Annotated in this window: 21 protein-coding genes; 13 read left to right on the top strand and 8 right to left on the bottom strand. The window is 55.8% G+C overall.

What is annotated here, in order from left to right; translation table 11 throughout:
• Window positions 1-15 precede the first annotated feature (15 nt).
• Both tkt and VNX88_04400 read right to left on the bottom strand, forming a co-directional pair.
• Complete coding sequence (gene tkt, locus VNX88_04405; protein HWY67882.1) at window positions 16-2088, bottom strand: transketolase; 2073 nt, start codon at window positions 2086-2088, stop codon at window positions 16-18.
• Window positions 2089-2470: 382 nt separating this feature from the next.
• The gene (locus VNX88_04400; GenBank protein ID HWY67881.1) at window positions 2471-3586 is read right to left on the bottom strand and encodes an aromatic ring-hydroxylating dioxygenase subunit alpha; all 1116 of its coding nucleotides are present in this window, start codon (window positions 3584-3586) and stop codon (window positions 2471-2473) included.
• 140 nt (window positions 3587-3726) lie between these two features.
• Here VNX88_04400 and VNX88_04395 point away from each other — a divergent pair, with 140 nt between their 5' ends.
• Complete coding sequence (locus VNX88_04395) at window positions 3727-4812, top strand: fibronectin type III domain-containing protein (GenBank protein HWY67880.1); 1086 nt, start codon at window positions 3727-3729, stop codon at window positions 4810-4812.
• Window positions 4813-5146: 334 nt separating this feature from the next.
• Window positions 5147-5992, top strand: coding sequence for a fumarylacetoacetate hydrolase family protein (locus tag VNX88_04390; GenBank protein HWY67879.1), 846 nt, complete (start codon window positions 5147-5149; stop codon window positions 5990-5992).
• 66 nt (window positions 5993-6058) lie between these two features.
• Here VNX88_04390 and VNX88_04385 read toward each other — a convergent pair whose 3' ends face one another.
• Window positions 6059-7204 carry a glycosyltransferase gene (locus VNX88_04385; GenBank protein ID HWY67878.1) on the bottom strand — a complete coding sequence of 382 codons (1146 nt, stop codon included), beginning with the start codon at window positions 7202-7204 and terminating at the stop codon, window positions 6059-6061.
• Between the two features lie 269 nt (window positions 7205-7473).
• On the opposite strand from VNX88_04385, the gene VNX88_04380 reads away from it, so the two are divergent.
• The gene (locus tag VNX88_04380) at window positions 7474-7965 is read left to right on the top strand and encodes a hypothetical protein (GenBank protein ID HWY67877.1); all 492 of its coding nucleotides are present in this window, start codon (window positions 7474-7476) and stop codon (window positions 7963-7965) included.
• A gap of 109 nt (window positions 7966-8074) precedes the next feature.
• Here the strand turns inward: VNX88_04380 and VNX88_04375 are convergent, their stop codons facing one another.
• On the bottom strand, window positions 8075-9340 hold the full coding sequence (locus VNX88_04375; GenBank protein HWY67876.1) for an MFS transporter: 1266 nt from the start codon (window positions 9338-9340) through the stop codon (window positions 8075-8077).
• 176 nt (window positions 9341-9516) lie between these two features.
• On the opposite strand from VNX88_04375, the gene VNX88_04370 reads away from it, so the two are divergent.
• The 5 genes from VNX88_04370 to VNX88_04350 all read left to right on the top strand — a co-directional run bounded on the left by VNX88_04370 (window position 9517) and on the right by VNX88_04350 (window position 14705).
• The gene (locus VNX88_04370) at window positions 9517-10242 is read left to right on the top strand and encodes a cytochrome c biogenesis protein CcdA (GenBank protein HWY67875.1); all 726 of its coding nucleotides are present in this window, start codon (window positions 9517-9519) and stop codon (window positions 10240-10242) included.
• A gap of 39 nt (window positions 10243-10281) precedes the next feature.
• Window positions 10282-10884 (top strand): TlpA disulfide reductase family protein, encoded by a 603-nt coding sequence (locus VNX88_04365; GenBank protein HWY67874.1) that lies wholly within the window; start codon window positions 10282-10284, stop codon window positions 10882-10884.
• Window positions 10885-10970: 86 nt separating this feature from the next.
• Complete coding sequence (locus tag VNX88_04360) at window positions 10971-11492, top strand: protein-disulfide reductase DsbD domain-containing protein (protein ID HWY67873.1); 522 nt, start codon at window positions 10971-10973, stop codon at window positions 11490-11492.
• Window positions 11493-11795: 303 nt separating this feature from the next.
• Window positions 11796-14315 (top strand): ATP-dependent DNA helicase RecG, encoded by a 2520-nt coding sequence (locus VNX88_04355; protein ID HWY67872.1) that lies wholly within the window; start codon window positions 11796-11798, stop codon window positions 14313-14315.
• A gap of 123 nt (window positions 14316-14438) precedes the next feature.
• Window positions 14439-14705, top strand: a complete 267-nt coding sequence (locus VNX88_04350; GenBank protein HWY67871.1) for a hypothetical protein — start codon at window positions 14439-14441, stop codon at window positions 14703-14705.
• A 335-nt stretch (window positions 14706-15040) separates the two neighbouring features.
• Here VNX88_04350 and VNX88_04345 read toward each other — a convergent pair whose 3' ends face one another.
• Window positions 15041-17119: an HD domain-containing phosphohydrolase gene (locus VNX88_04345; protein ID HWY67870.1), complete on the bottom strand. Its 2079-nt coding sequence runs from the start codon at window positions 17117-17119 to the stop codon at window positions 15041-15043.
• A 187-nt stretch (window positions 17120-17306) separates the two neighbouring features.
• Window positions 17307-17516, bottom strand: coding sequence for a hypothetical protein (locus VNX88_04340; protein HWY67869.1), 210 nt, complete (start codon window positions 17514-17516; stop codon window positions 17307-17309).
• 149 nt (window positions 17517-17665) lie between these two features.
• Here VNX88_04340 and VNX88_04335 point away from each other — a divergent pair, with 149 nt between their 5' ends.
• Window positions 17666-18118: a nucleoside deaminase gene (locus tag VNX88_04335; protein HWY67868.1), complete on the top strand. Its 453-nt coding sequence runs from the start codon at window positions 17666-17668 to the stop codon at window positions 18116-18118.
• Window positions 18119-18176: 58 nt separating this feature from the next.
• Here the strand turns inward: VNX88_04335 and VNX88_04330 are convergent, their stop codons facing one another.
• The gene (locus tag VNX88_04330; GenBank protein HWY67867.1) at window positions 18177-18458 is read right to left on the bottom strand and encodes a DUF6496 domain-containing protein; all 282 of its coding nucleotides are present in this window, start codon (window positions 18456-18458) and stop codon (window positions 18177-18179) included.
• A 205-nt stretch (window positions 18459-18663) separates the two neighbouring features.
• Complete coding sequence (locus VNX88_04325; protein HWY67866.1) at window positions 18664-20475, bottom strand: OmpA family protein; 1812 nt, start codon at window positions 20473-20475, stop codon at window positions 18664-18666.
• Window positions 20476-20695: 220 nt separating this feature from the next.
• Between VNX88_04325 and aroE the strand changes: the two genes are divergently transcribed.
• From aroE to VNX88_04305, 4 genes are all read left to right on the top strand, one after another.
• A complete protein-coding gene (gene aroE / locus VNX88_04320) occupies window positions 20696-22309 on the top strand; it encodes a shikimate dehydrogenase (GenBank protein HWY67865.1) in 1614 nt (537 codons plus the stop codon).
• Window positions 22310-22663: a hypothetical protein gene (locus VNX88_04315; GenBank protein ID HWY67864.1), complete on the top strand. Its 354-nt coding sequence runs from the start codon at window positions 22310-22312 to the stop codon at window positions 22661-22663.
• Window positions 22664-22814: 151 nt separating this feature from the next.
• Entirely contained in the window at window positions 22815-22988 is a 174-nt protein-coding gene (locus VNX88_04310) for a hypothetical protein (protein HWY67863.1), read from the top strand.
• The gene (locus VNX88_04305; protein HWY67862.1) at window positions 22985-23263 is read left to right on the top strand and encodes a hypothetical protein; all 279 of its coding nucleotides are present in this window, start codon (window positions 22985-22987) and stop codon (window positions 23261-23263) included. The genes VNX88_04310 and VNX88_04305 overlap by 4 nt, the downstream gene beginning before the upstream one ends.
• Window positions 23264-23486 lie beyond the last annotated feature (223 nt).

The following is a 23486-nucleotide window of genomic DNA, read 5'->3' as shown; positions in this document are numbered from 1 at the left end:
CCGAGACAGTAATCCTCATGCTCCGAGCGCTACCTTTTTCGCCAGCATCTCCCTGGCTACACTGATGATCGCCTCCGGAGTAAAGCCAAACTTTTTCTGCAACTCTTTCAGCGGAGCCGACGCGCCGAAGGTTTTCATTCCAATGCGAGCTCCAGGATTGCGCACATACTGCGCCCATCCGTAAGTGGAAGCCTGCTCGACGGAAATGCGATTCTGCACGGCTGAAGGAAGCACACTCTCTTTATATTCCTCACTCTGGTGTTCGAAGAGTTCCCACGAAGGCATACTGACGACGTGCACATTCTCCCCTTCAGCCGTCAATTTCTCGTAAGCCTGGACGCACATCTGCACTTCGCTGCCGGTGCCGATGAGTATCAGTTCGGGTCTAGTCTTTGGATCGCCGCAGAGGACATAAGCTCCCTTTGCGACTCCTGTGGCTGCGGCATACTTGCTGCGATCGAAGGTCGCGCAGGTCTGGCGCGAGAGGATCATGGCCACAGGCTCGGAGGTGAGCTTCATCGTCACCTTCCACGCTTCAGCCACTTCGTTGGCATCTGCCGGCCGGAAGGTGATGAGTCCCGGAATGGCACGCAGCGACGCGAGTTGCTCGATGGGCTGGTGAGTCGGTCCATCTTCGCCGACTCCAATGGAGTCGTGGGTGAAGATGTCAATCACGGGCAGCTCCATAATGGCACTCAGGCGAATCGAGGTGCGAGCGTAGTCGCTGAAAATGAGAAACTGCGAGCCGAACGGACGAAGTTTTGAAGTTGATAGTCCGTTCAAAATCGAGTGCATCGAGTGTTCGCGGATGCCGAAGTGGAAATTGCGTCCGCCATAGTTGTCGGCGCTGAAGTCGCCGGCGCCGTCGAAGGTGAGGCGTGTCTTCGTAGACGGCGCCAGGTCGGCCGATCCACCGATGAGCCAGGGCATATTCTTCGCGATCGCGTTCAAAACCTTTGCTGATGAATCGCGGCCGGCGACTCCCTTGGGATCGGCGGGGAATACAGGGATGTCCTTGTCCCATCCATCGGGAAGCTTGCGGCGCTGCATCTTGTCGAGATGATCGGCAAGCTGTGGATATTTTTGTTTGTACTGCTCGAATTTTTGACTCCACGCCAGGCGCTGCTCTCCCCCACGTTTCCCGATTCCGGACTTGAAGTGGTCCATCACCCCGTCCGGCACCAGGAACTTCGCGTCTTCGGGCCAACCGTAATTGCGCTTTGCGAGCTTTATTTCCGCTTCTCCGAGCGGCTCGCCGTGAGCGCCGCTCGTGTCCTGCTTGTTCGGAGCGCCATATCCGATGTGGCTGTCCACGATGATTAACGTTGGACGGTCGGTGCTCTTGTGGAAGATACCGAAGGCGCGCTCGAGCATTTCGAGGTCGTTGGCGTCACCCACACGAGTGACGTTCCAGCCGTAAGCCATGAAACGAGTCGCGACGTCGTCGCTAAAAGCGAGTGAAGTGTTGCCCTCGATACTGATGTGATTGTTGTCGTATACCCAGCAGAGGTTCGAGAGCTTCAGATGACCGGCAAGCGACGCGGCCTCGCTGGAGATGCCTTCCATCATGCATCCGTCGCCGCAGAGCGCGTAGACGCGATAGTTGAACATTTCAAAATCGGGCCGGTTGAAGTATGTTGCCTGCCACTTGCCGGCGATCGCCATGCCTACACTGGTGGCCACTCCCTGTCCGAGTGGGCCTGTAGTTGTTTCTACTCCGGAAGTCCAGCGATATTCCGGATGTCCGGGACACTTGCTGTCGAGCTGGCGGAAGCGCTTGATGTCATCAATCGTGACAGTCGGTTTTCCGACTTGTTCGTAGTTGGAATCAACAGCTTTCACGTTTGTCAGGTGCAGGATGGAGTACAGCAGCATCGACGCGTGTCCGATGGAGAGGACGAAACGATCGCGATTGGGCCAGATGCAATCGTCGGGATCAAAGCGCAGCACCCGGTTCCATAACGTGTAAACCACAGGCGCCATCGCCATCGGTGTGCCCGGATGCCCGGAGTTGGCTTGCTGCACGGCGTCCATGCTGAGCGTGCGGATGGTGTTGACGCAAAGCTGGTCGAGTTGTTTCGAGTCCACGGAGTCCTCCAGGAGCGACTAAATTGTCCGGGCTTTCGGCGCGGAAATCCTACGCGAAAGTGGGGCTCCCGTCATCTTGCGAACGGAACGCTCAAACGAGCCTATTCGGGGGTGAGCAAGGGCCCGAGATTTGTTTGCCGCAGGCCCGCCACTGTATCAAATATCCGGAATAGCTGCCCCAAAATTGTGTTTTTAACGCCCCAAATTTTGATTATTGCGAGTCAAAAATGTCGCGGAAGTGACGCGAAACGGCGCGCGAAAGCTCGAATAGTGACGCCGTAAAGGGGCGTTTAAGAAACCTGAAGGCTTATCTTGAAGACCGGAAAGCCAATTTTGTTGAGCAGAGAGCGCCGGAAAGTTGACGCAGAACGACCTTGAATCACTAGCTACGCCACCTTAACGTGACCGGACCAGCCATCGGATGCTGCATTTCCGAGCCATTTTTCTTGGCCTGAAGGTACGCATTCTTGAGCTGGAAGTACCATTTGCCGAGCTTATCGGCGTCGTCAATGAGCATTAATGGTGGATTAAAGCGTAGTCCTTGCGCCTGTAACTCCATCGTGGACTGGTCCTGACGAATGAATTTACGCGCAAAAACGTTGAAGATAGGCTTCACAAACGGCACCCAGAAGAAGATATTCCAGGCCGCCACGAAGTCTATTCGGCTGCGATTCTGGTCGATTGGCGTCACTACAGCGCGGTTTATAACCCATTTATCGCCGATCCGAATCTGCTCAACCCGGATATTTGGCAGCGTAAATTCGATCGAAGTCGTGACCGAATCGCCATAAAAACGCAGCAATTTGTACGCTCCACTGTTGGCGCTAGGTGTGTGCGTCCGTATCCGAAAGCCCATTGCGATGGGCTCGAAGGTCTTTTCTTTCTCGTGGATACTGTGCCGGGTGCGCCACCACCACGACTGATGAACGAATGGACCGTGCGCTGGATCCATTAATCCGATGACTCCATGGTCCACATTGCATGGCAATTCCGCAGATAAATGCGTGATCTTATGCCTTCCAGGTGGCAGCGGAAGCTCCGGAACCGATGCAGGATTGGCGCCAGAACTGCGCGATTCAGCCATGAAAACCCACACGTATCCATTGCGTTCTTCGCATGGATAGTGCGTAGCGTGGATCTTTTCCGGCTTTATCTTGGAGTCTGAAGTAAGCGAGGGGATCTCGGTGCAGGTGCCGGAGTGCACATTGAACTTCCATCCGTGATAGCAACACTCGAGGTTTTGGCCCTCAATTCGGCCGCACGAGAGTGGAATTCCACGGTGCGGACAGATGTCCTTCATGGCGAAAGCAAGGCCATTGGCGTCGCGTCCGAGCACCAATGGCTGTCCCAGGAGCGTCGCTTTGACGAGTTTTGTGCCGCGCAAAGCCCGGCTCAGGAGCGCCGGATACCAGAAGTCGAACAACATCTTGCCTGCTGCAGAGGCGTTGTCGGCTGCAGTAGACGATTGCGGCTCCTGAACTTGGACGGGCGATTCCACTGCTTTCATTAGGCAATAGGCGATAGGCAATAGGCAATAGGTGATCCATTTGCGACTCTCTGACCCTGATTAACGGAGAAAGCCTGGCCTATTGCCTATCGCTTATTGCCTATCGCCTGTTCTGCTACGCTGATTGATTCATGCGCGCGACCTCGGCGAAACGGCTTTGTCTCCCGACGTTGGTGCTTGCTTTTGTATCTGGTTGTGGCACTCCGGGCCCACCTCAGCCGCCGTCGTTGAATCTGGCCAAGCCAGTTTCTGATCTGAAAGCCACACGTACCGGCGACCAGATCGCTCTTACGTGGACAATCCCTACAGAAACCACTGACGGCGCAACCTTCCGCCATCGCGGACAAACCAAGATCTGTCGCGCGATCAATCAGCCACGAATCGAGCAAGCCGCACAATGCAACGTAATCGCAACGCTCGCGACTCCGGCAAAGCAAAAGACTGCCAATGCGATCACGCCGGTACCCACCGAAACTACTGGGCCAGCGGATTACGCCACCTTCGCGGTCGAGGTTGATAACGACCGTGGCCGCAACGCCGGCCTTTCAAATCAAGTGCAAGTCCCAACGGCGGCAGTATCGAAGCTGAATGGGAGTCCCACTAGCCAGCTCACACCCGACGCCGTGGTAGTAACCGCCAATGTCACTCCTCGGAATGAAGGACTAACACAGACTCTCGAGCTGCGCCGCAGCGAAAAGGACGCGCCACAGGAGAGTACGGTCGCACGGCGAATGATTGAATTACCTCCCGGCGAAGCCGCGAACGTTGAGCTTCGTGACGAGAACTTTGCGTGGGAAAAAACCTACTCTTATCGTGTAGTGATCGCGGGATCGGCAAAACTCCTCAACGGCAGCACCGTAGTCTTCGATGGTGCGGCCACCGCACCAGTCGAAGTGGTTGTTCATGATGTCTTCCCGCCCGCTGTTCCTACGCAAGTACAGGCTGTCTTCTCCGGCCAACTAGCTGGACAGCAGCCCTTAATCGATCTCACCTGGAATCCCGTCATGGATCGCGATCTTGCGGGTTACTTTGTCTATCGACGCCTCCAGAACGACTCGGCCGTGACCAAGCTGAACCAGCAGCCTCTCACAGCTCCCGCTTACAGCGACAAGACGGTACAGCCCGGCAACACGTATTTCTATTCGGTTTCCGCAATCGACGAACGCGGCAACGAGAGTAAGCGCTCGGAAGAAGCCTCAGAACAGGTTCCGAAATGAGACACTCTTGAGCTTTGAGTCTTGTGGCACAGCCGCCCTCGGCTGTGGCTCCGCCCAAGGTCGTTAGCCCCAAAACTCGCCGGGACAGCGCGGCAAATCTGACGCTTTTGTCCCGAAATGCATTTCGCGTCTAAGCCGATAAAAATAAGCGACTTAGGTGGGGTCTTTTAGTTTGTCCCGCTGTCCTGAACCCCAGGGCCGCGGGACAACGGGACAAACTCTTTTTTCGGACAACAGCATTCTCGCCAGTGCGGACCTTGGGCAGAGCCACAGCCGAGGGCGGCTGTGCCACATACTGTTTCTATTTTTACGCTCAAACTTTAAGCTCTATTCCATGCGCTACTGTAAGTTCCCTACCTCCGACGGGCCGCAATACGGCGAAGTTCAAACCCAGGGCGGCGAGGATGTAATCGTTCGCCGCATTCCTCCGCCTGAAGAAGATCATGCCTGCATCTTCCGCGAAGAGGAGATGCAGCCAATCCCCCTGAACGAAGCACGCTTGCTGCCGCCGGTGAATCCGTCAAAGATCGTCTGCGTCGGACGCAATTATCGCGAGCACGCTAAGGAGCTCGGCAATGAGGTCCCGGCCGATATCCTCATATTCCTCAAGCCACCGTCTTCCTTGCTTGCGCCCGAAGGCCAGATCGTGATGCCGCAGATCTCGGAGCGTGTGGACTACGAAGGAGAACTCGCTGTCGTGATCGGAAAGAAGTGCCGCAACGCCACAGAAAGGGAGGCACTCTCATTTGTTCGTGGATACACCTGCGCCAACGACGTCACAGCGCGTGATCTGCAGAAGAGTGATGGCCAGTGGACGCGTGGCAAGGGCTTCGATACTTTTTGTCCTGTCGGTCCGTTCGTGAGCGATGAAGTGAGTCCTGAGGCACTGGATCTTGAGACCCGCGTGAACGGTCAGGTACGGCAGAAGGGCAATACCCGAGACTTCATATTCCCGTTGCAGGCGGTAATTCGCTACATCAGCAGGGTGATGACGCTGCTTCCTGGCGATCTCATTCTCACGGGAACCCCTGCTGGAGTTGGCCCGCTCAAGGCGGATAATCGCGTGGAAGTGAACATCTCTGGCCTTGGAACGCTCACCAATTTTGTTGTTCCTGAGGGCCGCTGGACGACAGCTGAGATAAAGAAGACGCTCGCCGTTCTGAGCGAGTCGAAGAGGTAATAAGGCAATAAAATTCTTTCTTGATACCGCAAATATCAAAGAAATAGTCCGCCGAGGTGGACGTCTCTACGAAGACGATGGCAGATCCTGCGCTCTTCCTTTCCACCCACCACCTTTTCCTCGCCAATAGTTCACCGCTGAGTGAACGGTTGCGGACATGTAAAAGATTGCGGCAAACGGCAGCGTGACTGCCGAAAGAGGATTTACTTTGTACAACCTGAGCACGGGCACGTAGCTCGCAAACATCACGAGGCATGCAGTGGCAGCAATCCAACCCGCCGTCCTGTTTTTTGCCCACACCATCGCGAGCGGAGCGACGAAAGTAAGCAACATCCCGGCGACGCACGCAATCAGCAACAGCCATGAATGCCGAAGCTGGTTGAACGCAGTGCGCGAGATCATGTCGCGAAGGCTTGAGAGAGTTGTGTAGCCGCGAATGCTGCGCGTGTTTTGACTCACACCCAACCATAGTCTCCCTCCAGCCTTCTTCACACGCGCAGCCAGACTGCAGTCATCAATAATCTCGCCGCGAATGGATTCGAATCCTCCGGCTTTTTCCAAAGTCTCCGGGCAAATCAGCACACATCCACCCGCAGCACCTGCTGCTCGGCTGCGCGGATTCGCAACTCGCCCCGGAGGATAGAGAAGAAAGAAGAAGTACACAAAGGCGGGAATTGCAAACTTCTCTGCGACCGTATGACAGCGTAGTCTCACCATTACCGAGGCAAGATCGAATGACCCCAGCTCCAATTGTGTGATGAGTCGCGCGAGATTGTCGGGCCCATGCTCGACATCGGCATCGGTTAGCAGCACGAAATCCGGCTGGAAAGTTCTCGCAGCCTGCCAGCCCTGCTGCATTGCCCAGACTTTGCCGGTCCAGCCGGCGGGCAATGCTGAACCGCTTATCACCACCAGCTTTTCAGCAAGCCCGAGCGAACCAGCAGCAGCTCGCGCGGCATTGGCAGTGCCGTCGGAGCTGTTATCGTCCACAACGAACAGCCGAATCTCTCCCGTGAAGTCCTGACGCAATAGCGAACCCACAGCCCTGCCAATAACATCGGCTTCATCTCGCGCGGGAATCACAACTGCGACTCGTCTCGCATCGCGAGTTGCAGATTCCGGCAAGTGGAGCCGGTCGACCCGCCAGAATTGGGCATGAAAAAACAGCAGATAGAGCCATATGGACAGGACAAGGATGGAGAGAACGAGCAAGCGTACATGATAAGAAAATTTTGTGATTTCGCGATTTTGTAATTTCGTGATTTGAAAATCGCACAATCACGAAATCGCCAAATCACACAATTGTTTCTTGCTGCACTTCACCCGATCACCCGATGGCCCGATCGCCCGATAGTAATAGGTGCTTCCCTCGATAGGTAGAAGTTGCTGGTTCGCGGTAAGCTTAAGTATCCTCCGGTTAGCCATCTGCGAACGCTAGGTCTGTTTTCGTTTGGTCTGGCCTCTCCGGTCTTAAGGAAGTCATGTTGACCGCTCTCCGTCTCTACGCGATCGCCGGCGGCGTCATCGTTCTTGGTGGGCTTGCGGTGCTACGTTTCGCGACCCGCCGCAAGAAGTCTGCGGCGGACCACGAACGCGAGCGTCGTGAGCTGCTCGACCGCATAGGCCGGCTTGTCGATGGCACGGTGATCGACGTGGCGGAGCTAAATGCCGATGAACCGAACGCGTCTCAGCTTCTCATCTACAACTACGACGTCGCGGGCGTGCAGTACGAGGCCTCGCAGGATGTAACCCATCTACGCCAGTTCGTCGATCTGCATAACTGCCGTATCGGAGTTCCGACATCAGTAAAGTACGATCCGCAAAACCCCGGAAATTCCATTGTGGTTTCGGAGCGCTGGAGCGGCCTGCACAGTGGTACTCCCCTGAGACTCGGAATCGATCGCATGTTCACCGGAGAACGACGGCAACCGCCACCTTCGCGACAAGAGGCAGTTCCACGGAAACAAATCTAGGCGATCGGCTGTCGGCTTTCGGCCAGTTCGCCGTATTCGCCACGGTGGAAAAGCCTACCGTACGCATTTTTTGGCCGAACGCCGAATGCCGATCGCCGAAAGCTCATTTCTAACCCGCCGCAGCAACTGCCTTCTGGTCTCCTGGTTTGTCGTCTCGCAGCCACAAATATCCCATTCCCGACACCACAACCAGCAGCACTGCGCTCGACATGAACAAATGGCGCACTCCGATCGAGTTGGCTAGCCCACCCGAGAGCAGCAGTCCCAGCAACTGCGAGAGCGAGAACACAGCCATAAAGCTGCTGCTCACACGGCCCAGCATGTCATGCGGTGTTTCCTGCTGCATGAGTGTCTGTGCAGGAACAATGATGAACGCTATTGCGAAACCGATCCCGAACATGCTCACTCCGGCGAGCCACGCAGTCTGAAACAAGGCGAGCACAAAAGTAGCAAACGACAGCCCGAACAGTCCGCATAAGGCCACATGCTTTTTCGAGAACCCTTTAGCGACCGCGCTCACAACCTGCGTGCCGACGATCAGCCCTACTCCAATCATCGCGCTGATGATTCCGAATGAGCGTGTACCGGCATGGAGCTGGTCGCGGACATAGACTGAGATCAGCGGACTGAAGCAGCTCAGCACAAACATCGCAGTCATCATCGCGATCATCACGAACGAGATCGCCGGGTGGGTGAGGATGAACCGTGATCCCGCGGTGTAATCCTTTATCAGCGAGCCAACAGTCTTTTCCGCGGTGGCTTGCGCGTTGACCATGCGCACGATAGCGATCGTAGAAAGCATTGCCGCGGAGAAGACAAAACTGGCCGTGTCCAGATAGAAGCACGAGTTGTAACCAAGCCAGTACACCAGCAGACCCGCCGCTGCAGGGGCAATGATACGCATGGTGTAGAAGGCTTGCGACATGAGCGCATTGGCCGACATCAGCCCGTTCAGCGGGACCAGAGTGCGCAGCGTCACCGACTGCGATGGGGCAAAGAAGCTCGATACCGTGCTTACCAGGAAGAAGAGCACGTAGATCTGCTCCAAGCGCGTAACGAAAACCAGGCCCAGAATGAGCACTGCGCGGATAAGGTCGCTGATAATCATCGTCCGCTTTACGTTCCAGCGATCGACGAATACGCCCGCCAGCGGTCCCACGGTGGCCATGGGGATGATGAAGGCGATCATTACATTGGTCACTTGAAGTGGGGTCCCATGCCACTTGAAGGTGATCAGGTTAATCACCCCGAAGACGGCAAGAAAATCGCCGAGAATGCTCACCAGTTGTCCCAGCCACAACCGTTTGAAACCGGAGATTTTAAGGACGTCACGCAACGAAAGGGGTGCAAGGGTACTAGAGGCAGTAGCAGACACTTTGGCCCTCCTGGAGTCGGAAATTTCCCATAATGGGTACAATTCGACCCGCAATTTTTCAGTCCAAACCTCGCAGGACTGCGTTATTCTCGTGTAGCCTTTTCTGGGTTTGTGGAATCCAAATCACAGCCCAAGAATGAACTATTCCCGGATTCCAGTCTTGTAGAATTGCGTCTATGCAAAGTCTCCCATTGGCATTAGCAGCTTTCGTTGCGGGACTTGCCTCGTTTCTCTCTCCATGCGTCCTCCCACTCGTCCCGGGGTATATTTCGCTCATTTCCGGAGCTTCCGTGGATCAGCTGCAGACGGAGCACAACGCTGGCCGCATGCGCGCCGTCATGATGAACTCCCTGACATTCGTCTTGGGGTTCACGCTGGTATTTGTCATGCTCGGCGCTGCAGCCACTTCCGTCGGACGTGTGCTGCGCGAATACAAAGGGTTAATGGGCCAGATCGCCGGCGCGATCATCATCATCTTCGGCCTGCACCTGACCGGCATTTTGAAGATCAGCGCACTCTATGCAGACAAGCGGATGCACAGTGTAGGTACTGGCAAGAGCGCATGGGGATCATTCCTGGTCGGCTTTGCCTTCGCCTTTGGCTGGACTCCGTGCATCGGACCGATTCTGGCTGCCATCCTCACTATCGCCGCATCACAGAGAACGGTGTCAAAAGGGATCCTGCTTCTGGCGATCTACTCCCTGGGATTGGCTGTTCCGTTCCTGCTCACGTCGCTCGGAATCGAGCGCTTCCTGGCTTTTTACAATCGTTTTCGCCGGCATCTCCATGCCGTGGAAGTCGCCAGTGGAGTGCTTCTCATCGTTGTCGGAACGTTGTTCGTGACTCGCCACTTTGGGGCTCTTGCTGGTTACCTGGGCTTCCTAAACCGTTTTGCATTATGAAAATGAAACTGAGATGATTTTGTTTGGGGGTATCTCGTAGTGAAACGTAACGCTGCTGCCGTCGTGGTTATCGCACTTGTGGTCGCCGTAATGATCTTTGCCGGGGTAAGAAATTCAAGCAGACCAAAGGTCTCGCCAATGATCGGTAACCCTGAGCCGATCTCATCCGCCGAGGCCAAAGGCAAGCAAGCCCCCGATTTCACTCTCCAGGACCTTCAAGGCAAGCAGGTAAAGCTCTCCGATTTCCGTGGCAAGGCTGTGCTCCTTAACTTTTGGGCGACATTCTGTGGCCCCTGCAAGGTAGAGATGCCTTGGCTGGTGGAATTGCAAAAACAATACGGGCCACAAGGATTCGAAATAGTCGGAGTTGCGCTCGACGATTCCGGAAAAGACAAGATCGAAAAGTTCGCCAAGGAAATGGGCGTGAACTACACGATCCTGCAAGGACAGGATGCCGTTGGTGATGCTTATGGCGCCGTCGGCCTTCCCGCCACGTACTACATCGATCGCAGCGGCAAAATCATTGATTCAGCGTTGGGACTCGTAAGCCGCAGCGAGATTGAAGACAACATCAAGAAATCACTCGCTGAGGGGAAGTCGGAAGCGGAAACGGCGAGTAGCCGCGGGAAGGCGACATCGTAGCGCCGCCTGGACTCGCAAATCGGGGTTGGATAGTCTAAGGCGCTGTCATCGGTAACCCGAGCATCCAGCATCAGGGAGTCAATCGCGTGAAGAGAGTCTGCCTCGTACTTACATTGCTTGCTGCGCCACTCTTCGCTGCCGATGCGCCGCGCGTCTATGTCACCTTCGAGGGTGCATCGCCCGTGACGGTTACTCCGGGCAAGCCCGCTGACGTAGAGCTGCGTTTCAAAGTCAAGGAAGGCTTTCACGTCAATTCAAATCAACCCAAATCGGAACTCTTGATCCCTACGACACTCAAGCTTGAGCCCCCTACTGACTTGGCGGCCGGAAGTATCACCTATCCTCCGGGAAAAGACTTAAGCTTCCCTTTCGATCCTAGTGAGAAGTTGAACGTCTACTCAGACGATTTCGCCGTAAAAGCAAAGATGAGCGCCACCAAGAACGCCAGCACAGGCAACTTTACGGTTCACGGCCAGTTGAGATACCAGGCATGCAGCGACAACGCCTGCTTCCCTCCTAAGAGCATTCCCGTGGAGTTCGACGTGCAGGTCGTGAACCAGACCAAACGAGCTCATGGCACAACGCCGCAAAGTCCGCACATAAGGTAATCGGTCCATCGGGTGGTCGGGTCATCGGGTGAAGTACAACCCGCCTGACGCTCCTTGGTCCTCGATGCGGTTTGTTCGAGCCAATTCTTCCCCGAAACGTTCCCCCTTTACTGTCATCCCGAAGGAAGTGAGGGATCTGCTTCTGCAATGACGCCAAACAGCAGATTCCTCGCGCCAAGACCAGGCGTTTCGGAATGACAGTACGTGGAGGGCCAATGCTCAGCCGTTCTTACTTCACCCGATCACCCGATGGCCCGATCACCCGATCCTTCTGGCTCTCCATGATTAAATGTTCTGTCCTTCATGCTTGAACTCCACACCCCCGTCCAAAACGTGAAAGGCATTGGTCCCCGTGCCGCGTCCATCCTTGGCGAAAAGGGGATCTCTACTGCTGAGGACCTGCTCTACTACTTGCCGTTCCGCTATGAGGACCGAGCCAACCCGCGTGCGATCTCAGAGCTGCGCGTCGGTGAGTCTGCCACGCTGATTGGGGAAGTGCGCAATTCGCATCTCTACCGAACCAAAAGTGGAATACCCATCTTTGAACTGGTTGTCGGACAGGGGATGAAGACGATCGTCTGCACCTGGTTCCACGGGGCCTACCTGCGCGACCGCTTCAAGCCGGGCCAGATGCTTGCGCTGTACGGCAAAGTTGAGGAGGGATGGGGAAAATCCTCAAAGGGCCGACTGCAACTCATGCAGCCGCAGATCGAAGTTCTTGGACAACACGAGGACGAGCCAGAGAGCCTGCTCGAAGAACGCCTGGAGCAATCGGTCGAAATGGGGCGCATCGTCCCCGTGTACGAAGCAATCGGCAAACTGAATTCACGCTGGTTTCGCAATGTGCTTCACCGTGTTTTGCAGGAGCTCTCTCCCGAGATTCCAGACGGTATCCCCCGGGGCGTACGCGAACAGATGCAGCTCATTTCACGGCGCGACGCTTTTCAGCAGGCCCACTTTCCGGAAGTAGGAGAAGGCTTCGCGAATCTTGAAGCGCGCTGCACACCGGCACATCGCCGCCTCATCTTTGAGGAATTGTTTTTTCTCGAGGTTGGACTCGAACTCAAACGGCGCAATTTGCGCCGGCGCACTGGTATCAACTTCCAATTGAGCGACCGCGTACGGGATTCCATCAAACGCTTTCTGCCGTTTCGACCGACGAATGCGCAGAAGAAGGTTCTGGGCGAGATCGCAAACGATATGCAAACGCCTGTTCCGATGCGGCGCCTTCTACAGGGCGACGTCGGATCAGGTAAGACTTTGGTGGCCCTCGAGGCAGCGGTGATTGCCATCGAGAATGGCTATCAAGCGGCGCTGATGGCGCCTACCGAGATCCTCGCCACTCAGCATTATCTGGGCGCTCGCAAGCTACTGGAAGAGCAAGGCTATCGCGTTGTGCTGCTGACAGGATCGCTAGAGGAAGACCGCAAGCGGGCAACTCGTCGTCATATCGCCCAGGGCAATGCTCAACTGGTGATCGGCACGCACGCGCTAATTGAAGAAAAAGTAGAGTTCGCCAAATTGGGACTCATCGTAGTCGACGAACAGCATCGCTTCGGCGTAATGCAGCGCTGGCGCCTGATGCGTAAGCCGAGCGATAACACCCCGGCCGAAAGTCAACAGCAACTTCCCACGCAGATGAACGCAGATTCAAGGGATAAACGCAGATCTACTTCGGCTGGTACTTCACCGGATCACCCGATCACCCGATCACCCGATTCTCAACCCGCCCGATCACCCGATCTTTATGAGCCTGATGTGCTCGTCATGACCGCGACTCCTATTCCGCGCACACTTGCCCTCACGCTTTACGGCGATCTTGATATCAGTATCATCGACGAACTTCCGCCGGGGCGCAGTCCGATCACGACGCGTTCGATCTCCGGGGAGCGTGCATCTGAGGTTTGGGACTTCGTGCGCAAGCAAGTCGTGCTCGGCCGGCAAGCTTATGTTGTCTATCCCGTGATTGAAAGCGCCGGAGAAGAAGATGATCTGTTAGCTCGTGACGCCAACCAGCAAGAAGCCGGAACTTCGGGCACAGTCGCTCGGCGAGGAAGCGCCAGAACCCAAGCCTCGGCGCAAAAACGATTCGCAACGAGGCGTCCCGGTGCTATCGATCCGCGGGCGCCGGGTTCCGCTCGGGCGCTCGCGCGTCTGAAACAAGCGTCCTTCGCGGGCATGCCAGAGCCAACGCCAACAAAGAACGTCAGCCTGAAGTCCGCCACAGAGATGTACGAGGAGCTCCGCAAGAAGGTTTTTCCTGACTTGCGCATTGGACTGTTGCACGGGCGTCTCTCTTCCGACGAGAAAGAGCTGGTCATGGCGCGCTTCCAGCGCGGGGACATCGACGTCCTTGTCGCGACTACAGTCATTGAAGTCGGAGTTGATGTACAGAACGCTACGGTCATGGTCATCGAGCATGCAGAACGCTTCGGTCTGTCCCAGCTTCATCAATTGCGGGGGCGCATTGGACGCGGATCGAACAAGTCGTACTGCGTGCTGATGACCGGCGGCAAGATCACTCCACAAGGACAGCAGCGGCTCGACGCCATGCTGCGCACACAGGACGGATTCGCCATCGCCGAACTCGATCTCGAGCTTCGCGGGCCAGGCGAATTCTTTGGCACAAAGCAAGCAGGCGCCCCCAGCTTTCGGGTGGCAAATCTCATCCGCGATCGCAAGCTCCTGGAATTAGCCCGTGCGGAGGCCCAACGCGTCGTCGAAGAAAAAGGCGTTCCCCTTTCCAAGACTGAACGCAACACTGTGATGTTTCACCTGAAGACGCATTGGCAGCGTCGGTATGGCTTAGTCGAGGTGGGGTAGACACTCCGCTCATAGCCTCCACAATCGACCCCTGTCAGGAATACACGTTGTCGGAATTCCTCTTTATGAATTCCTTATGTGGTCTTGAGCTGTTACTTACGGAGGGCGCGATGAAATAAAGGCATGATTCCCGACTCCCTCATGCATGCCGGCCTGCTGGTAGACTTGGAACTGGCAACGGCATGTTTCGGGATCCTGGTGCTTGGCGTCTGGATTTGCCGCAATCCCGGAGCCTTCTGGGATCAGTTCAATCCTTACCTCAAACCGTATGGACGCTTTACACTCAGACTCGGTCGAGTGATCGGCTCGCTATGGAGCTTCGGGGCCCTATTTGGATGCATCATCGCAGTAGGCAATGCTGTTCGAGATGGAATGCGTCATCACTGGTGAGAGGGGAACCCAGGCAACGAAAAACTCGTAAGCCCAAGTCTCGCTCTTTAGAACTTTTCAGGAATGTTTCTCGAGGTGCGAGTTGAATTCTGCAGGCCCGGTTCCTCTTCAAAATCATCTGTCTCCCATAGCGCAGAAAAAATCTTGTAGATACAGGCCGGAATCGTAATGAGCATGAGAACTGCACCCGCAAACCAGGCGAGGGTGACCAAGCGGGCAAAGAGATGGGTTACTGCGTCCCACATGACGGGAGATTATGACAGAAGCGGCTGGCGGCGACTAGCGGAAGCCACTTAGGCCTTCAGGCGTGAAACGGATCGGAGCTAGCAGCCTTCTTAGTACCGATGCGGTTCGACTTTCCACTTCTCATACACCTTGGCATCCAAAAAGACCTGGAAGAGTGAGGCGTCGAGTTCCCCGTCTTTCACCGCATATCCGAGAATTTGCAGAGCACGTTCGAGGTCGACCGATTTCTTGTAAGGACGATCGGCTGCGGAAAGCGCGTCGAAAATGTCTGAAATGGTCATCATGCGCGTCTGCACGGGAATCTCCGGGGCGGAGAGCTTGTATGGGTAGCCAAGACCGTTCAGCTTTTCGTGGTGGCCGCGCGCAATTTCGGGAATGTTGCGTATCTCCGACGTCCATGGAATTTGCTGCAGAAAATTGACTGTGTGCACCACGTGCGACTCGATCTGCAGGCGTTCGTTCTCGTCGAGTGAACCTTTACGGATCGAGAGCAGGCGCACCTCGTCGGGTGTAAGAAGCGGCTTCTCGTCGCCTTCAAAGTCGCGGTAGTGCCGAGCAGCGATATCGAGCAGCCTCTCGAAGTTCCCTTCCGGCAACACCGTTGGTTCGTCCGATTTGAGGATCACCGAGAAGAAACGGTCAACCTCCTCGATCTGCTGCTTCAACTCCTCGTCGAACACGCCCAGCTTCGCCATATACTCGTCGCGGCCCTTTTCGAGCACGTAGTCGAGTCGCTTCTGCAGCTTTTCGGCCTGCATGGAGCGCTTCACGAACTCGAAGCGCTGCTTTACTAAATCGAGTTGCGCCGGATAAAGCTTCTTGGCCTTGACCAGCACCTCCTCGCGTACGCCGACTTTGCCGAAGTCGTGCAGCAACGAGGCATAGCGAATCTCGCGCATTTCTTCTCGCGTGAAACGCAAGTCGGCATACGGACCGGTTTCGATGCGCTGCACCGCCTCGGCGAGGGCGACGGTCAAGTTCGCGACACGGAAGGAATGGCCTGAAGTCGTAGGATCACGTGCTTCAATCGCGATAACTGACGCGCGCACGAAGCCCTCGAACAACCTCTGGATGGACTCGTACAAGCGACTGTTTTCGACGGCGACTGCAGCCTGGCTCCCGAGTGATGCGACGATGTCCTGCTGCCGGCCATTGAAGGAGACCACCTGTTCTTTAACGGCAGAGAGGGAATCGAGCCGCGCTTTTCCGTCACGCTTGGCGTTGATTAACTGCAGCACGCCGACGATGTGGTCTTTCTGGTCCCGAAGTGGAACCGCCAGAATTGACTTGGTGCGGTATCCTGAGTCCTCGTCGAATTTGCGGTTGATGCTGTAAGGAATTTCCGGCGTGATGTGGTACGCGTCCTCTATGTTTACGATCTCGCCCGTCGACGCGACATAGCCGGCTATCGATTTGTGGTTCAGCTCCAATGTTGTTTCCCGGAATGGGATGGTTATGGAGTCGTTTTGTGCGAGCTTGAAACGCAAGCGTTGGTGCTTCAGCTCTTCGTCCTCTTCTTCTTTCACCAGCGCAGCGGCAGGTAACCCACTCGCGCCATCTGCGTTTGCCGGCAGTGTCGCATGATGCGGTCCAAGCCGCCTCTCTTCCTGCGCCGATTCGACCAGGTAAAGCGAACCGGCGTCGGCATTCGTAATGTGACGGCTCTTCGTGAGGATCAGTTCGAGCAGGCGGTCAAGATGATGTTCTGCGGAGAGAGCGGCGCCGATCTTGTTGAGCTCCTGAATCTCGCGCGTGACTCCGCGCAACCGCTCGTTGATCTGTTCGCGCACATGGATCAGGTGGATGTGATCGAGGGCGTTGTCAACCGTGCGCTCCAGCAGCGCATGAGGGGTGTTCGCCGGAAGATAGGCGTAGACCAGCGCATCGACGCGGGGATCATGAAAGCGCTGATCAGTAAGCGCAACCAGGCGACAAGTCGGCTTGCGGATTTCGTCATAGAAGCGGATCAATAGCGATTCATTGCCGCTGATGATGATCCGTTCTACCTCTGACGGAAGCTTAAGCGAACTCTCAAATGAGATACGCCGATAACGTGGGATATCGACGAGATTGCGTCGAACTTCGACTTCTTCATCGAAGCACACCAGCAAGGGGAGGACGCGAAGCGTCGAACTAGCCGCTGGCTTGCTGATCGAGCTGGTGGACATACCTTCGCTCTGGGCCGCGGATTCCGCCGCTGAAGCCCCAGCAGGCCCATTGTGGCCGCTGCGGGGTTGAGACCAGAAAGTGCGGTTACTATAGCACGGGTCAAAGCGCAGGAACGTCGGACGGCGCTCCCGCCTCCAGCGCTCAAATGGGAATGCGATCGGCGCAGGAGTTCAGCGTTACGAACTTTCACTGATGCCGGAGTGCCACCACGGGATCGACCTTCGCCGCTCGTCTCGCCGGCAGATAGCATGCTGCGAGAGCGACCGCCGTTAATGATGCCGCAGTGGCAATCGTGACGAATGGATCGCTGGGATGCACCTCATGAAGCAATCCCGAAAGCAATCTCCCCGCAACGAGAGCAGCAACAAAGACCGACAGCAAAGCCCAATCCGGCAAGAAGCATTCCGTGCCTCACGAGCGTCAAAACGTTGGCGCGACTCGCGCCAGAGACATGCGGATGAGAGAGCACTCGCTAGGCGAGCGATTTACAATCGGTGGCAACGTCTCAACTCTTGTGTCTCAGGTGAGGATTGGACCTAAAGTTCATGCGGAGAGCGATTGAGCTCTCTATTCGCAATGTTCATTCCGGGAACGGCGGGCCGTTCGCTGCCGTTGTGGTTAAGGATGGCGAAATCGTCGGTGAGGGCGCGAACGAGGTACTCGCCACCAACGATCCGAGCGCGCATGCCGAAGTCATAGCCATTCGCGCTGCTTGCCGAAGGATGAAGACATTTCAGCTCACAGGATGCGATGTGTACACGAGCTGCGAGCCATGCCCCATGTGCATGGGCCTCATTTATTGGGCTCGTCCGAAGAGCGTGTACTACGCAAACACCGCCGTCGACGCCGCAAACATCGGCTTTGACGATGCTTTCATCTATCACGAACTTACTCTCGCTAATTCGCAGCGCTCGGTTCGCATGCAACAGATTCTTCGCGATGAGGCGCTCGCGGCATTCGAGGCTTGGCAGAAAAAGCCGGACAAAATTCCTTATTAGACAGTCTCCGCTTGTCTCAGTCTCGTCACGGCTTCCAATCGGTCAGCGCTGCCAAGGCTTATGCGGCCTTGCGACTTGAGGAAGAGCTGCCCCTCTTCGCGGGAACTTTCTTGCCTTTGCGCCGCGCTTCCGAGAGGCCGATCGCAATTGCCTGTTTGCGGCTTTTTACAGTTTTCCCGCTGCGTCCGGACTTCAGTTTTCCCCGTTTGAACTCATGCATCTCGCGCTTTACGTCGCTGCCGGCGCTTGCGCTGTATTTGCGGCGTGAAGATTTTTTTCCACGCGATCCGATGCTACTACTGCGCAAACTGGAGCGATGACTGCGACTCTTTGTTGCCATGGATTGAAGTCCTCCCTTGAAATCTCCGTTGAGTGAGATTCGGAGAATTGCAGAAGAGGTTGGCGGATTTACAAAGGTTTCGCTTCAGGAGACGGAGCAGCGCAGAGGCAGGGAGAGTTCAGCAATGCGATCAAACATCGCCGGTGGTCTTGTCACGCCATCCCGCGACACTCATCTCCTCGTGCTGTTGGATCAATGGCTGTAGCTATTGTTGTGGCGGAGCTCCGGCAGGAACCATGATGACTACCACCTTTGCTCCGGTTTTGGTTTGCGCCGCGCGAGTCTGAATACGAGTCGGATCGATACCCTTGCTCTGGGTCAAGTAGGTCTTGGCATTTTCAGCACGCTGCAGAGCTACAGCATCGTTTTCTGACGGATTTGCCGATCCTTCGATAATCAGCGTAGCGTTCGCATCGCGCTGCAAGCGGAGGGCGTCATCATCAAGTTCTGCCTTGGCGCGATTATCCACACGGCTGCTATTGGGCTTGAACATGAGCTCGTTCAGCATGCTCGGAGTAAGGCTGCCTGCGGTCTCTGCGCTGGTTGGGGACAGAGGCGCTGACTGCACATCGACATTTACCGTGGTTTGTGCCGACAAGTTACGGTCGTCGACCGCAGTAGCGGTCACCGTGATCGGACCCGGAGCGTTGGGAGTTAAAGTAGCTCGACTGTCGCGCGGCGTGATCTGTCCGGCACTCGCCTGATAGCTGTAAGCGAGCGTATGTCCTTCTTCGGCTACGCCGTTACAAGTAATGTTTGCCGATTCCCCGACTTGGATAGTCGATCGGTTCACCGAGCAACTGATCGTCGGGGGCAGCGCTGCCGTCGTTGGTTCAGCCGCAGGAGGCGGGAAAGGTACGGCGTCGATCATCTCAATGGTGTCGCCGAGGTGAATGTCCTCAGGCGCATAGGTCGTAAGAGCAGCCGATGAATTCGGAGTGGTGCTCAGCACTATCATTTCTCCGATTGCTCGAATGGGTAGCTGGTCGGCATGTTCACGGAATTGAAAGCTGGGCGGATTCTTCTGCGTCGGATCGTATGGTGGAGCCTTGAATGGCAGCGATTCAGCAGGATTGTCCGCGATGGATGCATAGTCACGAAGTGCCCGGAAGTAATCCCCCGGCTTGACCCCCTGCGCCTCGCCAACGTTGAGATAAACGATGCGCCGTGAGCCCACCAAGGTGTCCAGGTCCCGCCCCATCACAACACGCCCTTTGGTCTTTCCACTGGGTACAGCGAACTGCTCGAAATTGGTCTGCTTGAATTCCGGCCTCGGGCGTTCCTGAAATGGAACTGCAATGTCGCCAGGTATTATCTCTGAGCAGCCGGACTCCACCTGCGCGACAGCGACTCTCTTTCTCACCGCGATCACTTTTGCTCGTCCCAGGTCTTGGTACATTTCACCCAAATTGGCCAAGAGACCAAACTGCCCCGGAAACGATTGCGTATGATTCGGATCGTGAGTATGGCGCAGTAAAAGGTATTCTTTGCCTTCCGCCACCTCACTGCCTTTCAGGTAGATGTATGACCCTTCAGCGGCCCTCACCTGTTCTGGCGCGTGCGAATCGTCGACAACGACGGCGCTGGCGCGTACTTCTTGTTTCGTAATGAAGCCCGCGCAGTACACCTCAGACATTGTCGGTCCGTTAAACCGTTCCAGCTTGTTCGTTGTGGAGACAGTGGGCTGTGGCGTGGTCTGCTTCGATGTAGCTTCTGCTGGTGCGATAGGCTGCGGAGCCGCAGGCTCGGGAGTCGGTGGCTGCTGGACCGCAGGCGGCTGAGTTGGGGAAGGCTGTGTCTCAGGTTGTGTAGTCGGCTGTTGTGCAGCTGGCTGTTGTGCAGCTGGCTGTTGTGCGGCTGGCTGTTCGGCCGGAGGTTGCTGCGCCGGAGGAGCCGTTTGCTGCTGGTTCTGTTGCTCGGTCGGCGGATTGCTCTGCGTCGGAGTCGGTGTAGAGGTCTGATCCTGGGCCAACGCAGCGGTAGCCACAAGCAAAACGGCAGCAAGTCGGTTTCTCATAGTCCTCCAGCTTCGCGGACGCCAAGTCTCAGGAAAAGAGCACTTTAGGGAATGTCCCTCGGGAAACGGTCCGCGGCGCGCGAACGCGAGGTCCGCATCAACGTAGCCGAGCATACCCGACAGTCAATCGTGGGCGTAGTAACCAGATGAATACGGCAGAGGTGTGTCGATTCAGCTCCTGGTTGCTTTAGAGTTGCATCTACCCTTGTGCACCATTAATATGCCCGTCCGGCGTAAGTTGATGAAAAGCGATACTCCAAGCTATGCAGCGCGGTTTCTGAGGCATCGGCTCCCTCGTGTATGTGTGGCCCTTTTTGCCTCGAATCCAGCGGAATTTATGGAAAAGATCGAGGCTGCTGCCAACGAAAACTCCTTGCTGGAGTTACGCTTAGATTACCTTGCCAAGCCGGCCCTGATACTGCCCAAGCTGAAGGAATTTGCTGGATTTCATCGCGACATTACCCTGGTTGCAACTTGTCGGCGGGCGGTCAATGGAGGCAAGTTTCGTGGAACCGTGGCATCGCAAGTCGATCTTCTATTGAAGGCGGCGACGGCCGGATGCCAAATTGTGGATATTGAGCTGGAGTCGGCAAAGGCTCTGAAAACACAAGAGATCCATAACGTGCGGCAACACGCCGGGCTCATGATCTCGTTTCACGACTTTCGCGGCACCAAGAAGCTCGAAGAGACTTGGGAAGAAATGCATCAGTTTCCCGCTGACTACATCAAGATCGTCTCCACAGCAAAGTCGCTCTCGGACAACGTGAAAATGATGCGCCTCCTGGAGCATCGCAGCGACATGATTAGCACTGTGGGTGTTTGCATGGGTGAACGCGGCATCATTAGCCGCATCTTGAACGTCCGCTCCGGCAGCGCATTTACTTTCGCATCGGCCGAACCTGGGGCAGAAACGGCACCGGGTCAAATGGCGGCCCGGGTATTACGGGATGTATTTCGCATTGACGCAGTTGACGCCGCAACGAGGGTTTACGGCGTCGCCGGCGATCCAATTGGGCACTCGTTATCCCCGGAAATGATGAATACGGCGTTTCGCCGGGAGAACATCAACGCTGTCTACGTACCCCTGCAGACTTCTGATGTTGCTGATCTGCTGAAATGCGTCCGCGAGATGCCGATGCAAGGATTAAGCATCACCATGCCGTTGAAGCAGGAGATCATCGAACATCTTGATAAGACCGACGCTCTCAGCACCAAGATTGGTGCCTGCAACACTCTGATTCGTTCCCAGGATGGCAAGCTCTACGGATTCAACACCGATGTCGCGGGGGTAGTTCGCCCGCTGGAACAACGGCTCAACCTGACAGGAGCGAAGATCCTCGTAATCGGAGCTGGAGGCGCGGCGCGCGCAGCTGTCTTCGGACTTAGGGAGCGCAACGCCGAGGTCTGGGTGATGAACCGCACGGCAGAGAATGGGCAGAAGCTCGCGCGGCAGGCGCACGCACACTATGTTTCTCATGCTCATCTCAAGAAGCTCGAATTTGACGTAATTATCAATGCGACTCCTGTAGGAATGGAAGGCTCACGCCCGCAGACCCCATTAGAGGAGTCTGACCTGAGAACGCGTTATTTGTTCGAGATGGTTTATAACCCTGCAGAGACCCGCCTGGTGCAAATGGCGCGGGCCAAAGGCATCCAGGTCATTCCTGGCACGGAGATGTTTGTGCATCAGGGCGCGCGCCAATTCGAAATATGGACGGGCAAACCGGCTCCTGTGGAAGACATGCATCGCGCTGTACTATTCGCCTTGGGTGCGGTGGCTCCCGCGTTTTCCGTCCGTGAGTTAGCTCAAGTACCACAAGCAAAGCGAGGCTAGATGTTGCAACTCCTGACAGAGCTGCTGGGATACGCGCGTAAGTTGCTTCCCTTAATGGAAATTTATGCTGCACGCCGTCCGGCGCAGCCGGTGAGGGATCCGGCGACGCAGGAATTTCAAAGCTATACCGCGGATGCCCTAAGAGCCCATCACTCTGATCTCGTGGAACTCCGATCCGCATTCGAGAGCGTTCAGCAACGCCTGCGAGTAATTGATGACCAGTCGGTTACCCTGCAGCGCGAACTTTCGCGAGTGGCAGACCAGCAACTAACCTTGCTGATTGCTGTTGCGATCGCCGCTGCCGCATCGGTCGGGGCTCTTGTAATGGCGATCATCCTCGTCGCTCGCCATTAAGTGGGCTGGCGTCAGATCTTCAGCTGCACTTCCCTGAAATCTCAAGCGACTGGCTGCCCTGAGCAGCTCGCATTCTGCAACCGTTTGCGTCAAAAACGCCATCCAACAGGACTGCCAGTTCTCAGAACGTCTAGTTTTTTCAAGAAAGCCTATGAAGATTGAAGAGAGAATCTCGATCATTTCCGAAAATTGCGGCACCTTGGAGGAAGCCGCAGCCCCGCTCCCACCATCCGTCGTTGAAACCATGAAGATGGTATTCCGCGAGACTCACGGTGGCGAAATGACCCCCGAGGACCGCGAATTCCTTGGAATCGCCGATCAGTGAAGAAACGAAAACCGGACGAAATCTCGGACTCGGCTGATGTTCCGCTGCGTCGGCGCTCACAGGATGGCCACCTGCAAGCCGCGATGGAAAGCGTATTTCGACTTACTCATGGCCGGGAGATGACTCCGGATGAAAGGCGCGTCTTCGGGTTGGCTAGCGAAGACGACAGCACTGAGAGCAATCCTCGCCCATCGCGCAACCATAACGCTCGAGACGGCGGGGCGGAGCAAAACGAACACCAAAACCAAACGCCAACGCGGATGAATACGGATTAAGCGGATTCACGCGGATCTTGTAAGGCCACTGCGACACGACAACCTCTATTCACCCTTCCAAAGCTGCCCAAGGCAGCGAGGCTCTGCCTTGCCTTGAATAAATCTGCGTGAATCCATTGAATCCGCGTTGGCTTCTGCTGTTGCGGTTGATCTTGCTATGCCAGATCAATTTAAAAGCCTCATCTGTGGTTGCAGATGAGGCTTTTTGATTAATCATTAAAGC

Source organism: Terriglobales bacterium (genome assembly GCA_035567895.1).
GTDB lineage: Bacteria > Acidobacteriota > Terriglobia > Terriglobales > Acidobacteriaceae > Gp1-AA112.
Note: the sequence above shows the minus strand (reverse complement) of the source record. Positions and strands in the feature narration are given on the sequence as shown.

Coding starts and splice junctions, on each gene's coding strand:
- VNX88_04395 (HWY67880.1), top strand. CDS start 3,727: ATGCGCGCGACCTCGGCGAAACGGCTTTGTCTCCCGACGTTGGTGCTT.
- VNX88_04390 (HWY67879.1), top strand. CDS start 5,147: ATGCGCTACTGTAAGTTCCCTACCTCCGACGGGCCGCAATACGGCGAA.
- VNX88_04380 (HWY67877.1), top strand. CDS start 7,474: ATGTTGACCGCTCTCCGTCTCTACGCGATCGCCGGCGGCGTCATCGTT.
- VNX88_04370 (HWY67875.1), top strand. CDS start 9,517: ATGCAAAGTCTCCCATTGGCATTAGCAGCTTTCGTTGCGGGACTTGCC.
- VNX88_04355 (HWY67872.1), top strand. CDS start 11,796: ATGCTTGAACTCCACACCCCCGTCCAAAACGTGAAAGGCATTGGTCCC.
- VNX88_04350 (HWY67871.1), top strand. CDS start 14,439: ATGATTCCCGACTCCCTCATGCATGCCGGCCTGCTGGTAGACTTGGAA.
- VNX88_04345 (HWY67870.1), bottom strand. CDS start 17,119: ATGTCCACCAGCTCGATCAGCAAGCCAGCGGCTAGTTCGACGCTTCGC.
- VNX88_04335 (HWY67868.1), top strand. CDS start 17,666: ATGCGGAGAGCGATTGAGCTCTCTATTCGCAATGTTCATTCCGGGAAC.
- VNX88_04330 (HWY67867.1), bottom strand. CDS start 18,458: ATGGCAACAAAGAGTCGCAGTCATCGCTCCAGTTTGCGCAGTAGTAGC.
- VNX88_04325 (HWY67866.1), bottom strand. CDS start 20,475: ATGAGAAACCGACTTGCTGCCGTTTTGCTTGTGGCTACCGCTGCGTTG.
- aroE (HWY67865.1), top strand. CDS start 20,696: ATGCCCGTCCGGCGTAAGTTGATGAAAAGCGATACTCCAAGCTATGCA.
- VNX88_04315 (HWY67864.1), top strand. CDS start 22,310: ATGTTGCAACTCCTGACAGAGCTGCTGGGATACGCGCGTAAGTTGCTT.
- VNX88_04310 (HWY67863.1), top strand. CDS start 22,815: ATGAAGATTGAAGAGAGAATCTCGATCATTTCCGAAAATTGCGGCACC.